The 15,511-nt window shown below is 70.5% G+C and carries 11 protein-coding genes; 8 read left to right on the top strand and 3 right to left on the bottom strand.

What is annotated here, in order from left to right:
• Positions 1–355 precede the first annotated feature (355 nt).
• Positions 356–1,675, bottom strand: a complete 1,320-nt coding sequence (locus ACWDRB_RS41990) for a pectinesterase family protein (RefSeq protein WP_449903585.1) — start codon at positions 1,673–1,675, stop codon at positions 356–358.
• A 175-nt stretch (positions 1,676–1,850) separates the two neighbouring features.
• On the opposite strand from ACWDRB_RS41990, the gene ACWDRB_RS41985 reads away from it, so the two are divergent.
• The 5 genes from ACWDRB_RS41985 (at position 1,851) to ACWDRB_RS41965 (ending at position 6,509) form a co-directional block, all read left to right on the top strand.
• Positions 1,851–2,366 carry a hypothetical protein gene (locus ACWDRB_RS41985; protein WP_449903583.1) on the top strand — a complete coding sequence of 172 codons (516 nt, stop codon included), beginning with the start codon at positions 1,851–1,853 and terminating at the stop codon, positions 2,364–2,366.
• 166 nt (positions 2,367–2,532) lie between these two features.
• Entirely contained in the window at positions 2,533–3,816 is a 1,284-nt protein-coding gene (locus ACWDRB_RS41980; RefSeq protein WP_449903580.1) for an ABC transporter substrate-binding protein, read from the top strand.
• Positions 3,817–3,917: 101 nt separating this feature from the next.
• Entirely contained in the window at positions 3,918–4,778 is an 861-nt protein-coding gene (locus ACWDRB_RS41975; RefSeq protein WP_355201073.1) for a carbohydrate ABC transporter permease, read from the top strand.
• Positions 4,779–4,780: 2 nt separating this feature from the next.
• On the top strand, positions 4,781–5,599 hold the full coding sequence (locus tag ACWDRB_RS41970) for a carbohydrate ABC transporter permease (protein WP_449903577.1): 819 nt from the start codon (positions 4,781–4,783) through the stop codon (positions 5,597–5,599).
• Positions 5,600–5,630: 31 nt separating this feature from the next.
• Entirely contained in the window at positions 5,631–6,509 is an 879-nt protein-coding gene (locus ACWDRB_RS41965; protein WP_449903574.1) for a nucleoside hydrolase, read from the top strand.
• 3 nt (positions 6,510–6,512) lie between these two features.
• Here the strand turns inward: ACWDRB_RS41965 and ACWDRB_RS41960 are convergent, their stop codons facing one another.
• Positions 6,513–8,021: a serine/threonine-protein kinase gene (locus ACWDRB_RS41960; protein ID WP_449903572.1), complete on the bottom strand. Its 1,509-nt coding sequence runs from the start codon at positions 8,019–8,021 to the stop codon at positions 6,513–6,515.
• Positions 8,022–8,278: 257 nt separating this feature from the next.
• Between ACWDRB_RS41960 and ACWDRB_RS41955 the strand changes: the two genes are divergently transcribed.
• Together ACWDRB_RS41955 and ACWDRB_RS41950 are read left to right on the top strand one after the other, a co-directional pair.
• Positions 8,279–10,633, top strand: coding sequence for an ATP-binding protein (locus ACWDRB_RS41955; RefSeq protein ID WP_449903569.1), 2,355 nt, complete (start codon positions 8,279–8,281; stop codon positions 10,631–10,633).
• A gap of 2 nt (positions 10,634–10,635) precedes the next feature.
• Entirely contained in the window at positions 10,636–12,750 is a 2,115-nt protein-coding gene (locus ACWDRB_RS41950; RefSeq protein WP_449903566.1) for an ATP-binding protein, read from the top strand.
• A 64-nt stretch (positions 12,751–12,814) separates the two neighbouring features.
• Here the strand turns inward: ACWDRB_RS41950 and ACWDRB_RS41945 are convergent, their stop codons facing one another.
• Positions 12,815–13,888, bottom strand: coding sequence for a LacI family DNA-binding transcriptional regulator (locus tag ACWDRB_RS41945; RefSeq protein WP_449903564.1), 1,074 nt, complete (start codon positions 13,886–13,888; stop codon positions 12,815–12,817).
• 231 nt (positions 13,889–14,119) lie between these two features.
• On the opposite strand from ACWDRB_RS41945, the gene ACWDRB_RS41940 reads away from it, so the two are divergent.
• Positions 14,120–15,349: a plasmid pRiA4b ORF-3 family protein gene (locus ACWDRB_RS41940; RefSeq protein ID WP_449903562.1), complete on the top strand. Its 1,230-nt coding sequence runs from the start codon at positions 14,120–14,122 to the stop codon at positions 15,347–15,349.
• Positions 15,350–15,511 lie beyond the last annotated feature (162 nt).

Below are 15,511 nucleotides of genomic sequence, written 5' to 3'. Positions count from 1 at the left end.
TCAAACCCGTGATCTCAGCACCCGCCACCACCCCGACCCGGCTACCGGGAGGCGCACTGCCCTAGCTCAGTGGCCGGAGCCGTATCGCCCCGATCCGATGGCCGGGACGCGCCGCCTTGGTCCGGTGGCCGGGAGGTGCACCTCCCTGGCTCGTTCTCTGGGAGGCGTGTCGCCTTGGTTCGGTGGTCGGGAGGTGCACCGCGCCTTGGTCTGGCGGCCAGGAGGCGCACCGCCCTGGTCCGGTGGCCGGGGTACACCGCTCCGGTCCGGTGGCCTGGAGAGGTACCGCGGCGGTCCTTTCGCCAGGAGAGCGCATCGCCCTGGTTCGGTGGCCGGAGGTGCACCGCTGCCCGGCTCAGCGTGGCCGGGGATTCCAGCCGCCCAGGACGAACGACGGGTCGCTCCACTTCTCCGCCTCGGCGGTCGTCAGTTGGCGAGAGCAGGGCAGTCGTTGCGCGGTGTCGATGGCGCGGCCCGTGGTGAGGTCGGTGCTGCCGTACTCCCAGAAGGAGAGAGTCTGTGCCTGCGCGCAGTCGTTCGGGTCGATGGCCCAGCCGACAGGGGCGATGTGGCCGTCCATCTCGGTGTCGATGAACACCGCCTGGCTGTGCGTGAACCGCCACACGGCGCTGCGGCTCAGCACCACCGAGCCGTCCGGTACGCCAGGGGCGCGCGTCAGCTTGGTGCGGACGAACACCGCGCCCGGCCGGGTCGCGTCGTTGCGGCTCTGCGAGATGTAGCCGGCGTCCGTCGACTCCAGCACCGAGTCCTGGATGAACACCGTGCCAGTGCCCCACACGAAGTCGGTGTCTCCGCTGATCCGGCTGCCGGTGACGAACCCCTTGCCCTGCAGGCGCAGGGTGTCCTGGTGGCTGCGCAGGTCCACGCGTTCGAGTGCGATCCGCTCGTTGTTGCCCCGGAACGCCTCCGCCTGCGAGCCGCCGTCGGGGGTCGTATTGTGAAGTGTGAGGTTCTGAATCCGGAAGTCCGCCGCGTCCACCCCGAACATGGCGCGCCAGCAGTTGTGCAGGTCCGAGGTCTCCAGCACGCGGCGCGGGCACACATCGGCGGGGCCGCCCTGACGCAGCGCGGCGTCACCGTTGCGCAGATCGTTGTTGGCGTACTGGATCACGGTCCGGCCCGCGCCCGCCCCGCGCACGGTGATGTGCGGCCGGTCCTCGCGTACGTAGACGATCTCGGTGTAGACACCCGGCCGGACATCGATCGTCACAGGCGACTGATTGCCGGTCGGCACGGCATCGACGGCGCCCTGCACCGTACAGAAGTCCCCGGTCCCAGTCCCGGAAACCGTCAGGTGCCGGCTCTGAACCCCCCGCTTCCGGGTTCTGAAGCCCCACCTTCCGGCTTCCTGCACCCCGCCGAACCCCGTGAACACCTCGGGGTCGACGGTGACGTAGTACTCCTGCCCGTACTCGAGCTGCCGGTGCAGGTACACGTTGGCCGTGTTGCCGTCGATCATGATCGATTCGTACGAGAAGTCGTGCGGCAGGCCCGTGTCGGAGACGGCGGCGCCGATGTTCTTCTTGTCGGCTTTGGCCGCGGCGGCTTCGACCCGATCGACCAACGCGCCGTCGGTGACCCGGCGCACCTCGATCGCGCCAGAGGAACCCAGCGTCGGGGATGCTGGGAAGCTGATCTTCAACGGCGCGTCCACGCAGGTCCCCCTCGCCCGCCCCGGCACCGAAAACCGCACCCCCGCCCCACCGGCCGCGTCTGGTCCGCTGAGGGTTCCCGCCCCATCGGCCACGTCTGGTCCGCTGAGGGTTCCGGCCCCATTGGGCACATCCCGTCCGCTGAGAGCCCCCGCCCCATCGGCCACGGTTGGTTCCGTGATGGTCCTCGCCGCCTCGGTCGTGCTTGGTCCGTTGACGCTTGCCGCCCCGATGGCGGCTGCGGCTCCGGTGGTCGTCGCTCTGTCGATGGCGGCGTTGGCTCTGCTGCTGGTGGTCGTGGCTCCGTCGATGATGGCTGGGCCCCTGTTGGTGGTGGCCGCTGCCGCGGTGGTGGTGGCTGTCGTGCCGGCGCTGGTGGTCGCTCCGTTGGAGGTGGCTGTGGTTCTGGTGTGGGTGGTCGTCCCGCCGGTGGTGGTTGTGGCTCGGCGGTGCCGGTCACGGTGGACGGGGGCGTGTCCGGTGGTTGTCCCGTCGGTGGTGGTTGTGGCTCTGCTGGTGGTCGTCCTGGCGGTGGTGGGTGAGGTGTTGCTGATGGATGTGGTCTCGGCGCTGGCTAGGGGGGTCGTTCCCGGGGAGGTGAAGGGTGGGGGAGCGGGGGATAAGGCGAGCGCTGCGGTGAGGAGCGCGGTGATCGGGGCCTTCACATTCACCTCTCTGAGAGCGAATGGATAGTTGGCTTTGAATATATATGTAGACGTCTCGACAAGATCGGTCAAGAGCGGGAGGTCTTGTCGGTTCGTGGGGGTTCGTGGCATGCTGGGCGGCCATCGTGGATGTGACACGTGTAGAGTCGGCGCTTGACCTGGTCAGCGGCCGGAAGGCTTGAAGGAGCAAAGCCATGAAGAAGAGCCTGGCCCTGATGAGCCTCCTGGCCGTGCTGGCGGCCGGGTGCGGATCCGGAGGAGGCGGGGGCGGGGGAGATTCGGCGTCGAAGACGCTGCGGTTCGTCGGGCCCGAAGATCCCAAGACGTTCCAGCCGGTCATCGACGGGTTCCAGGCCAAGAACCCCGGCGTGAAGGTCGCGTACACGCAGATCCCCTTCGACCAGCTCAACAGCACGCTGCAGCAGCGGCTGGCCGCCAAGGACGACACGATCGACGTCTACACCGTCGACCAGCCGCGCGTCGCGGCGCTGGCCACCCGGGGGTTCCTGGTCGATCTGAGCGACTGGAAGGACCGGGTCAAGCAGGCGGCCCTGCCCGCCCAGTACGAGGTCAACGAGCACAACGGCAAGCTCTGGTCCGTCCCCATCTGGACCTCCGACCAGTTCCTCTTCTACAACAAGACCCTGCTGAAGAAGGCCGGGATCACCCCGCCGCCGAGCGACCCCGCCAAGCGCTGGACGTGGGAGCAGACGATCGAGGCGGGCAAGAAGGCACAGGCCGAGGGTGGCGCCCAGTGGGCGTTCATCCCCGAGCAGATCGAGCAGTACTACCAGCTGCAGAGCCTGGCCGAGTCGCTCGGCGGCGGCTCCGGGATCACCGGGCCCGACATGCTGACGCCCGACCTGACCACCGACGGCTGGGTGAAGGCGATGACCTGGTACCGCGACCTGTTCGCGAACAAGCTGGCGCCGCGCGGGGTCGGCTCGTTCCAGACCTCGCCGCTGTTCAGCGAGGGCAAGGTGGCCTTCTTCGCGGGCGGTCCGTGGGACGTAGGCGTCTTCTCGGGGGCCAAGGACCTCGACTGGGGCGTGGCGCCGTACCCCTACTTCAAGGGTGGCAAGCAGGTGACGCCGACCGGCTCGTGGTCCTGGGGCATCAACCCGGCCTCGGAGAACCAGCCGCTCGCGCGCAAGTTCCTCGAGTACGCCTCGCTCGACCCCGAGGGCAACCTGCTGACCACGAAGGCCACCACGATCATCCCGTCGAACCGGGCCGCCTTCGAGAAGTACGTCCCCACCCTCGACGCGCTGGGCGGTGACAAGAGCAAGGGGGTCGGCGAGATCCTCACGTACGACGCCGACAACACGGCGGTCGCGCGGCCCAGGTCGGTGGGGTACATCCAGTTCGAGGACATCATGACCAAGGCGTTCGCCGACATCCGGAACGGAGCCGATCCCAAGACCCGGCTCGAACAGGCCACGCAGGAGGTCAAGACGGCCTGGGCCCAGCTGCGATGACGGGCGCGTCGGACGGGCACCACCTGTCGTCTGGAGGCGGAGGCGGAGGCGGAGGCGTGGCGGGCGGGCGGCCGTCGTCTCGGCGTAAGCGGAGCGGCCGGGTGGTTGGGCGGCCGGTGCTGGTGTCGCTGGCGTTCCTGGCGCCCGCCCTGGTCGCGCTCCTCGTCCTCCGGCTGATCCCCGCCGTCATGGCGTTCGCCAGCAGCCTGAGCCACACCAGCCTGGTCACCGGCGAGACCACGTTCGTCGGCCTGGGCAACTACGCCACGCTCTTCGCCGACCCGACGTTCCTCCAGAGCGTCCGCGTCACGCTCGTGTTCAGCCTGATCGTCAACCCGCTGCAGATCGCCGCCGCCCTGGCCCTCGCGGTCCTGTTCACCCGCCGCTTCGCGGGCGTCCGGTTCCTGCGGGTGCTGGTGATCCTGCCGATCGCGGTGCCTCCGGCGGTCTCGGCGGCCATCTGGAGCGTCGCGTACCGGCCGGACGGCCTGCTCAACTCGGTGCTGAGCGTGCTGGGCATCCCGCCGCAGCCGTTCCTCACCTCGCCGGGCCAGGCCCTGTGGTCGCTGATCGTGCTGCTGTCGTGGATCGGCGTCGGCTACTGGATGATGTTCCTCATCGCCGGGCTCCAGGACATCCCCACCTCCCTGTACGAAGCCGCCGCGATCGACGGCGCGTCGGCCTGGGCGCGCTTCTGGCACGTCACGCTGCCGCTGTTGCGCAGGCCGCTGGCGTTCGTGCTGGTGGCGGACACGGTCTCGAACTTCCTCGTCTTCGCCCCCGTACAGATGCTGACCAACGGCGGCCCGCAGGGCTCCACCAACGTCACCATGTTCGACATCTTCACCCGCGCCTACTCCGTGGGCGACCTGAACCTCGCCCAGGCCGAGGTGATGCTGCTCGTGCTGCTCGTCCTGGCCGTGGTGATCGTGCAGTTCCGGCTGCTCCGGGGGAGGGACTGACCGTGTCCAGACGTCTGTACGCCCTGCTGGGCACGATCATCGGCCTGGCCTTCGCGCTGCCCCTGCTCTGGGCCCTGTCCAGCTCGTTGCGCGGCGGCTCGGAGATCTTCCGGCACATCTCGCGGCTGTCGTGGGAGACGCTCGTACCGGCCGTTCCCACCCTCGGTAACTACGGGAGCCTGGTCACCGGCGACTTCGGCCGCGCGATACTCAACTCCCTGCTCGTGGCGCTGGCCACCGTGGCCGTGGGCCTGCTGATCTCGGCGGCGGCCGCGTTCGGGCTGTCGGCGGTGCGGTTCAGGGGCCAGGGGGCGCTGTTCGCGATCGTGGTGCTCAGCTTCCTCATCCCCTTCGACGCGATCGCGATCCCGCTCGCCACGCTGTTCCGCGACTGGGACCTGACGAACACGTACGCCGGGCTCATCCTCCCGGGCCTGGGCCACGGCCTGGCCATCTTCCTGCTGCGCCAGTTCTTCCTGGCCATCCCCAAGGACCTGGTGGAGGCGGCGCGCATCGACGGGCTCGGCTGGTTCGGCGTGTTCGCCAGGATCTACCTGCCGCTCTCGCGTCCCGCCCTGGTGAGCGCGGGCCTGACGCTGTTCATCTTCCAGTGGCAGTCGTACGTCTGGCCGCTGCTCATCGGCACCGACGCCGAGCACCAGCTCGGCCCGATCGCCTTGGCGAACATGCGTGGCCAGTTCACCATCGACTACGGGCAACTGTTCGCGGGCTCGATCGTGCTGACGGTCATCCCGCTGCTGATCATCCTGCGCTTCCAGCGTCACTTCACGCAGTCCATCGCCACCACAGGCCTCAAATAACCTCCGAGAACAACCTCCGAGAAGGGTCTCCATGAGTTCTTCGACCATGCGCGTCATCTTCGACACCGACATCGGCTCCGACGTGGACGACGCGCTGGCGCTCGCCGTCCTGCTCGGCTCGCCGGAGGTGGACCTGGTCGGCTGCACGACCGTCTACGGTGACACGTTGCTGCGGGCGCGCCTGGCCAAGCGGCTGGTACGTCTCGCGGACCGGTCCCTGACCGTCATCCCGGGGGCGGCCAAGACCCTCACGGACCGGCCCGTCTGGTGGGCGGGTCACGAGGGCAGGCTCTTCACCGACCTGGAGACCGAGGCGGTCGACTCCGGGGACGCGGCGGCGTACCTGGTGGACCAGGTGAGCCGCGCGCCCGGCCAGGTGGACGTCGTGGCGGTCGGGCCCCTCACCAACCTCGCCAACGCTCTGACGGCGTCGCCGTCGTTCGCCCGGGACGTCCGGCACCTGTGGATCATGGGCGGCCGCTTCAACGACCCAGAGCCGGAGCACAACCTGCGCTGCGACCCGGAGGCGGCGGCCATCGTCTTCGGCTCGGGGGCGCCGATCACGGTGACCGGCCTGGAGATCACCACCACGGTCCGGATGGACGCCGCCGACGTGGCCGCCGTCGCGGGGGCCGGGGCGCTGGGGGAGGCGCTGAGGGCGGAGATCGAGCAGTGGTGGCGGTTCTGGAACGAGGAGTGGAACAGCCCGCACGACCCGATCACGGTGCTGAGCATGCTGGCGCCGGACCTGTTCGCCTTCAGCCCGGAGGGGCGGGTGGAGGTGGGGGCGGACGGCTCCAGCACGTTCGTGCCCGGGGGCGGCCGTACCCGGGTCACCGTCTCGGGCTCGCCGGAGCCCATCGCCCAGGAGATCGTCCGCCGCATCGTGGCCGCCGCCACGAAGGCGTGATCATCATGACAGCCGGCAGGCCGTCTCCTGCGAGTACGCGTACTGAGGCTGCTCGGCGACCGCGTCGCGGCCCTGGTACTTCCACTGGCACACCGCCGTCGCGGTGATGGGTTTGGTCGTCATGCCGAAGCACGACAGCGAGCTCCAGTTTCCGGCGGCCATGCTGTAGCCCTGCGCTTTGCAGTATTCATGGGCGTCGTTGAAGGTGATCGAGCCCTGGGAGGGCGCCGGCGGGCTGCTCGGGGGCGGCGTGGTTCTGGTCGGCCTGGTCGTGGGCTTGCGGGTCGGCTTCTTGGTCGGCTTCTGGGTGGGCTCGACGACCGGTGCCTTCGTACGCGGCGCCCTGCGGGTCGGGCTCGACGTGCCGCGCGGGACGGCGCTCGTACTGGGCACGGCCTCGGCCGCCGACGACCGCTCGATCTCCGCCGGGGCGGGTGTGTCCTGCGTGGTCGGCGTTTCAGGCGCGCTGGAGGAAGGCATGGCCACGGGCACCGACGCCACCGCGGTCGCCGCGGTCGTCCCGGTCGCCTTGCTGCCGGACGCGGCGGGCACGAGCGCGAAGTAGCCGGCTGCCGCGGCGGCGACGAGCAGGGTCGCGCCCGCCGTACCCATGATCAGGCCCCGCCTCCGGCCGTCCTCCTTCTGCACGGCGACGGCCGGGCGTCCCGGCCGGCTCACCGGAACGGTGTTCCAGACCGGGGACGGCAGAGCGCGCAGGCGTTCGATCACCTGAGCGGCGGTGGGCCGCCGGGCCGGGACCTTGGACAGGCACTCCTCCAGCAGCGCCCGCACCGCCCCGTCCAGCCCGCCGAGGTCCGGCTCGCCGTGCAGGATCGTGTGCAGGACGGCGGGGATCGACTCGCCGGTGAAGGCGTGCTGCCCGGTGGCCGCGTAGACCATGGTCGCGCCCCAGGCGAACAGGTCGCTCGCGGGCCCGACGTCGCCGCCGGAGATCTGCTCGGGCGCCATGTAGGCGGGGCTGCCGATGGCCTGGCTGCTGACGACCGACTGGCTGAGGTCCAGCGCCCGGGCGATGCCGAAGTCGATGACGACCGGCCCCTCGGGCCCGAGCAGCACGTTGCCGGGCTTGAAGTCGCGGTGCACCACGCCGGCCTCGTGGATGGCCATCAGGGCGGTCGCGGTGTTGATCGCCAGCCGCTGCAGGGCGGCCGCCCCGCGCGGCCCGTTGTCGCGTACGGCGTCATGCAGCGACGGCCCGTCCACGAACTCGCTGACGATGTACGGCCTGCCCCCGTGAAACCCGCAGTCGAGGATCTGGGCCGTGCAGAAGGGCGCCACCCGCCTGGCGGTCTCCACCTCGTGCAGGAACCGTTTCTGCTCCCGGTGGTCGGCCATCAGGTGCGGGTGCAGGAGCTTGACCGCCACCGGGCCGCCGTCGCCGCCGCGCCCCAGGTAGACGGTGCCCTGCCCGCCCACCCCAAGCCGCCCTTCCAGGCGGTGGGACCCCACCGTCCTGGGATCCTCGGCCAACAGGGCCAACACTTCGGCCACCAAGCCTCCAGCCCGTCAGTGGGCCAAGATCGTATCAGAGCACCGCCAAGGTCGGTTAAGTGACGAGTCAGACACTCAGCGCAAAATTTGTTCCACGCGCGAGGCCGGGGTTGCCCATGATTCGGTACAAGGTCCAGATATGCCCGTTGACCAGGCATATCGTCCGGGTCATCGGCGCCCGTCCTGGGCATATGTTGGTTATATCGGCTCTTGGTCGCGTACGGTGACCCACTCGCTGGAGCCGATGCGAGGCATCGATGACCATTGCCACGTTGCGCGCCTCGGCGCAGACGTACGCCGGCGGTCTGCCCGCTGAGGTGACCAGTTTCATCGGGCGTCGGCACGAAGTAGCGGCGATCAAGCGCTTGCTCTCCGAGGCCCGGATGGTCACCCTCACCGGTCCGGGCGGCGTCGGCAAGACCCGGCTGGCCCTGCGCGTCGCCACCGACCTGCGGCGGGCCTTCCCCGACGGGGTCTGGCTGGTCGAACTCGCCGAACTCGACAACCCGGCCCTGCTGCCCCAGGCCACGATCGCCGCGCTGAAGATCCAGAGTCACACCGCCCGGCCACCCCTCCAGGTGCTCACCGAGCACCTGCGCGGGCGGCGGACGCTGGTCGTCCTGGACAACTGCGAGCACGTCCTCGACGAGTCCACCATGATGGCCCAGGCGCTGCTGCGCTGCGCCCCGGACCTGCGCATCCTGGCCACCAGCCGGCAGCCGCTGGGAGCCGTCGGCGAGCAGGCGTTCCCCGTGCCGACGTTGCCGCTGCCGGGCTGCGACTCCCAGCCTGACACGGCGTCCGCCATGTCCGACGCGGTACGGCTTTTCGCCGAGCGAGCCACGGCCGTTCTGCCCGATTTCACCGTCACGAGCGAGAACCAGGACATGATCGAGCAGATCTGCCGCCGCCTGGACGGTCTGCCGCTCGGCATCGAGCTCGCCGTCGTACGGCTGCGTGTGCTCTCGCTCCACCAGCTGCTCGACCGGCTGGACGATCTGTTCGGGCTGCTCAACACGGGGCCGAGTGCCACGGTGTCCCGCCACCGGACGCTCCGCGCCCTGATCGACTGGAGTCACGGGCTCTGCACCGAGCACGAACGCCGGCTGTGGGCGAGCCTGTCGGTGTTCACCGGCAGCCTGGACCTGGAGGGGGTCGAAGCGGTCTGCGCCGGGGCCGGCATCGCCCATGACGAGATCCTCGATCTGATGATCGGCCTGGTGGAGAAGTCCGTCCTGATCCGCGAGGAACATCCGTACGGAGTGCGATTCCGGCTGCTGGACACGATCCGGCAGTACGGGCGTGAGCGCCTCGTGGCCTCCGGGCAGGAGCAGGAGCTGAAACGCCGGTATCGCGACTACTACCGGCGGCTCTCGCGTGAGGCGCAGGCGCAGCTGTTCGGCCCGTCGCAGGCGCAACTGCTGACCCGGCTGCGCGTCGAGCACCCCAACCTGCGCACCGCCCTGGAGTACTGCCAGGCCGAGCGCGCCGGGCTCTGCATCGACATGGCGAGCGACCTGCTCGACCACTGGATCACCAGCAGCCACCTGGGCGAAGGCCGCGACTGGCTCGAACAGGGACTCGCGCAGCCCGCCGCCCGGTCCGAGGTCAGGGCCCGGGCACTGTGGGCATGCGGCTCGCTCGCCATCATCCAGGGCGATCAGGCCTCGGCCGTCGGGTTGCTGGCCAAGAGCAGGACGCTCGGCGAGAAACTCGGGCTGGAACCGGTGCTCGGCTACGTCGCGCTCTACTCCGGAATGGTCGCCATGCACGCGGGAGACACCGAGTCGGCCGTCAAGTCCTTCGAGGAGGCGGTGACCCATCATCGCGCCGGCGGGGACCCGGCGGGCCAGGTCCAGGCGCTGACCTGGCTCTGCCTGGCGCACTCGTTCCTCGGCGGCTCGGACAGCGCCGTCGCCGCCGCCGAGGAGGGCATCGCCATCTGCGACGCCCACGGCGAGAGCTGGCACCGGGCGTACACGACGACGGCGCTCGGCATCGAATGCTGGCGCCAGGGCGACGTGCGGCGCGCGACCGCCTTGGAGCAGGAGAGCCTGCGCGTCTTCCACGCTCTGGACGATTCGGTCGGGGTCGGGCTCACTATCGAGGTGCTGGCCTGGATCGCCGCCGCGCAAGAGGAGTACCCGCGGGCCGGCGCGTTGCTGGGCGTTCTGCGCAACGTCTGGGAGGCGATCGGCACGCCCCTGCTGGGATTCGGCCACCTTGTCCGGTACCACGACGAATGCGAGGACCGTACCCGCCGCGCCCTTGGCGAACCGGCCTTCCAGACGGCCGTCAAGCGCGGGACCAGGCGCTCCGCCGACCAGGCGCTCGCGTACGCCCTCATGGAGGAGGCGCCCTCGCGCGGCCCGTCCGGTGAGGAGGACCAGTACACGCCGCTCACCCCGCGGGAGACCGAGATCGCCCAGCTCATCGCCCGGGGGATGCGGAACAAGGAGATTGCGGCGGCGCTGGTGATCGCTCAGCGCACCGTCGAGGGCCACATCGAGCACATTCTGTGCAAACTCGGCTTCAACTCCAGGACCCAGATCGTCGGCTGGGTCGCGGAGCAGGCCCGCCGCACCGGCGAGAGGCCGCCCGGCGGCGAGTGATCATGTCCGTGAAAGACACGATCTGGAGCGCTCCGGACGCCGAGGAGCCGGCGGCGGACCGGCGGCAGGCCGAGGCCTCTGGCTTCGTCGGACGACGGCACGAGATCGCCCAGGTCAGGCGGCTCCTGGCCAAGACCCGCCTGCTGACCCTGACCGGCGTGGGCGGGGTCGGCAAGACCCGGCTGGCGCGCCGCGTCAGCGAGATCCTGCCCCGGAGGTACCGGGAGGGCGTTCGGCTGGTGGAGCTGGCCGCCATCGAGGACGAGGACCTGCTGGCCCCCGCCGTGGCCGCCTCCTTGGGCATCCACGACCGCACACCGGACCTCGAGGCCCAGCTGATCGAGCACCTGGCGGACAAACAGCTGCTGCTGGTGCTGGACAACTGCGAGCATCTGCTCGGCGCGTGCGCCCGGCTGGTGGAGCAGCTGCTGTACGGCACCTCGCGGCTGCAGATCCTGGCCACCAGCAGGCAGTCGCTCGGAGTGTACGGCGAGCGGGTGCTGCCGGTGCCGTCCCTGCCGATCCCGCGGCCCGGCGACCGTACCCGCGACATCGCCCGGCGCGACGCCGTGCGCCTCTTCACGGAGCGGGCGGCGACGATCCGGCCGGGCTTCCACGTCGACGCGGCCAACGCCCGGGCCGTCGCCCGGCTGGCCCGGCGCCTGGACGGGATCCCGCTGGCCATCGAGCTGGCGGCGGTGCGGCTGCGGACGACCTCCGTGGAAGACCTCGTGAACGAGCTCGACGAGCGCCTGGACGCGGCGGCCCTGCCGGCTGGAGAGGTCGGCCCCGGCAGGCTGGCACGCCACCAGACCCTGCGGGCGACCATGGAGTGGAGCTTCGGACTGTGCTCGCCCGGCGAGCGGCGGCTGTGGGAACGGCTGTCGATGTTCCCGGGGGGAGTGGACGTCGAGACCGCCGAAGCGGTCTGCCCCGGGCAGGGACTGGCCCGCGAGGACGTGCTGGATCTGATGATGGGGCTGGTGGACAAGTCCATCCTGGGCGTCGCGGAGCCGCACGGCGTCGGGGCCCGCCACCGCATGCTGGAGACCATCCGCGCGTACGGCCGCGAACAGCTGCCCGCCGCGCACGCGGAGGCGCTGCGCGAGCGGTACATCGAGCACTATCGCCAACTGGTCGAGCAGGTGCGCGTGGACCGGGTGGAGCCGGGCCAGATCGATCGCATGCGGAAGCTGGAGCCGGAGCTGCCCAACGTACGCGTCGCCCTCGACCTCTGCTTCGGCCGCTCCGGCGACGCCGCCGCCGGTCTGGAGATCGCCGCCGAGCTGTGGGCCAACTGGCTCGTCGCCGGTGGTCTCAGCGAAGGCCGGTACTGGCTGAAGCGCGGCCTCGCGCTCGTACCCGGATCGAGCGTCGCCAGGGCGATGGGCCTGTGGGCCGACGGGCTGCTCGCCCACTACCAGGGCGATGCGGCGGCGGCCGACGCGCGGGAGTGCCTGGCGCTCGCGCGTCAGTTGAGGGACGAGAGGGCGCTCGCGTTCGCCGTCCAGCTCTCCGGGGTCGCGGCGTTGTCCGAGGGCGACGTCGAGGGCGGGCTCGCGCTCCTGGAGGAGGCCCGTGCCCGGCACTGGGCGAGAGGTGACGTCCACGCGGTGGGGGTCACCCTGTATGTCGCCGGCCTCTTCGCCGCCACGATGCGCCCGGACCGGGCCGCCGAGTACGGTGAGGAACTCGTGACATTGTGCGAGAGGCGTAACGCTACGCTCTTCCGCGCGTACGCATTGTACGCGGTCGGCATGGCCCGCTGGGAGCAGGGCGACTTGCAGCAGACCGAGGCCAGGATGCGGGAGGTGGCCGCGTTCTGGGGCGCCGCGAACGACCGGTGGGGCCTTCCGCAGTCCCTGGAGGTGCTGGCCTGGACGGCCGCGGCACGTGGCCGGTACGAGCGGGCCGCCCGGCTGCTGGGAGCCGCCCATGTCCTGTGGGAGGCGGTGGCCGCCTCTCCGGCGCGGATGCGGTACCAGGCGAGATCGCACCAGGAGTGCGCCGAGCGGGCCCGCCGGGAGCTGGGGGCTCAGGCGTTCACGGCGGCCTTCCGGGACGGCACGCGGCTCGGGCTCTCCCGGGCGATCGCGTACGCACTGGAAGAGCCCTGACAAGCCGCTGCCCGCGGCACGCGTGGCCGGCTGATCAGCGGCTGCGTGATCAACGGCTGGGGGATCAGCGGTGCAGGCGAGGCTCGGGGCAGCCGCAGGAGCCGCGGGTGACCAGCGTGGCGGAGAAGATCTTGGTCACCGGCTCCACACCCTCCGACTCGATGGCGCCGACCAGCGTCTCCGTAGCGTGGCGGGCCATCTCGTCTATCGGCTGGCTGATCGTCGAAAGCCCGGGCACCGTGTACGCCGCCTCCCGAGCCCCGTCGAACCCCACCACCGCCACATCCCCGGGCACCCGCAGCCCGAGATCGGCGGCGGCCCGCATCGCGCCGATGGCCTGGCCGTCGATGGAGGCGAACAGGGCCGTGGGACGCGAGGGCGACGACAGCAACCGGAGCGCGGCCTCGTAGCCACCCTCCAGACTCAACTCCCCCTCCTCAACGAGCTCCGCCCCTTTGACAAGCTCGGCCCCCTCTACCAGCTCTGCCTCCTTGGCGAGCTCGCCCCCCTCGAGGAGCCCCGCCTCCTGAAGCGCGCGGCGCCAGCCCGCGGCCCTGAGCCGCACGGGGGTGATGTCCAGCGGGCCGCCGACGAAGCCGATGCGGCGATGGCCGTGCTCCAGGAGGTGCCGGGTGGCCTGATAGCCGCCCTCCTCGTCGTCCACCGCGAGCCGGGAGAAGAACGGCGGCGCCGCGTGGTCGATGGTGACCACCGGAACGCGTCCCCGTATCTCCTCGGCCTGATCGGCCGAGACCGGCACCCTCATCAGCACCAGCCCGTCGACCTGCCGCTCCAGGAACCCCCTGACATAGCCCTCCGCCCGCGCCGGATCCTCGGCGGAGTTGCCGAACAGCACCGAGTAGCCCCGCTGCCAGGCCACCTCCTCGCAGGCCCGGGTGAACTGGCCGAAGAACGGGCTCTTCCCGCCGGCGCTGTCGGAGGCGATCACCCCGATGGTCCACGAGCGCCGCGAGCGCAACGACCTGGCCACCGCGTTGGGGCGGTAACCGAGCTGCTTGATGGCGTCCAGCACACGCTGCCGCGCCCCCGCCGAGACCGGCCGGGGCCCGTTGTTGATCACGTAGCTGACCACGGCGGGCGAGGTGCCCGCCAGCCGCGCCACGTCGTTGCGCGTCACCACTCGCGTCTCACTCCGGCATTCACGAACCCAGCTTATGGGCCGGAACACCCCATGCAGGTCCCCCGTGACTCACGAGACTCATGGGTCCCCGGTGGTGCAGGCCTCGGCTTACGAGGAGCCGTGCAGGACCGCCTGGCGAGCGCGAGAGTCACGTTCCGCGTCCAAAGATTCCAGCATAGGGAGCCTCGCCGAGCAACGAGGAGCGTCCCACTGGTGTTAGCTGGATGGGTGCATGAGGCAGAGGACCCCCCGGTGGTGCGGGAACTGCGCGCTTTCACCGAGTGGGTCGGCGCGGGCCGGAAACTGACCGCCACCGGCCAGATCACTCTGGCCGACGCCAGGACCCTGGTGGACCTGTTGGACACCGGTGACGTGGTCGACCCGGACATCGGTGGGCGGGTGTTCAAGACCACGTCCAGCGCCGAGCTCTCCGGGTTGCAGAGGGTCTTCCTGTGGGCCAGGGCCGCCGGCCTGGTGCGGGTGGTCAAAGGACGGCTGGTCCCGGTGAAGAAGGCCGCCCCGACGCTCGCTCGCCCGGCCGCGCTGTGGCAGGCGGCGTTCGAGGCGTTCCCACGGCTGGCGGAGGCCGTGTGCCCAGCCGGGTGGTGGACCTCGCCGTTGCACGAGGAGTTCGCACCTGTGGTGCATACCCTGCTGACCCGGTTGTACGGCGGGTCCGCGTCGCTGACGGAGCTGTACGAGCTGTCCTGGGAACGGGCGTCGGCACCGTTCCTCATCGAGAAGCCCGAACGCGCCCGGGAAACCAACGACCAGGACACCGAACGGATGCTGAGCGCGCTGGAACACCTGGGAGCGATCGAGCTGACGAACGGGGAAGCCGCGCTGACCCCGCTCGGCCAGGAGGCGATACGGCGCACGCTGGGGGAGGCGGCTCCGGGGGAACCGGTGTACGAACTCAAGGTCACGCTGCTGGACACCGACGACCCGGTGGTGTGGCGGCGGCTACGGGTGTCAGCCGAGATCTCGCTGGAGCGCCTCCATCGCATCCTGGCCGTGGCCATGGGATGGGAGGACCATCACCTGCACGTCTTCACCATCGGAGAGCGGCGCTACGGCCGGCCCTCGCTCGAATGGGACGACGGCCTGCTGGACGAGACGACGACCACCCTGGCCGAGGTGGCGGGCGGCGCGGGCGCGCGGATCAGCTGGGAGTACGACTTCGGCGACAGCTGGGAGCACGAGATCGTCTTCGAGCGGGCGGTGGCGGCCGAGGCGGGCGTCCGGTATCCGGCGGTCGTGGCAGGAGAAGGCGCCTGCCCGCCGGAGGACTGTGGCGGGACGTGGGGGTACCGCGAGTTCCGGGCCGCTCTGGCCGATCCCCGTCATGAGGAGCACGAGCACCTGGTGCGATGGGCGGGGTTGACCAGCGCCGCGGAGTTCGATCCGAGGCGTTTCGATCTGGTGGCGGTCCGGCGAGCGGTGCTGAGCATCGCTTGATACCCGCTCCACCTGGTCACCAAGAAGGCGAGGGTCGGTGCGGCGCGCCGTGGCAACAGATGAGCCGGTTACCGCCGCCAGGGTCCGTCGTCATTCACGGAGGATGACGACGGACCCTCTGCCGGGGCGGTGTTCTGGAGGAAAGATCGGCCCGGAAGCCGC

The organism is Nonomuraea sp. NPDC003707, from assembly GCF_053587055.1.
Note: the sequence above shows the minus strand (reverse complement) of the source record. Positions and strands in the feature narration are given on the sequence as shown.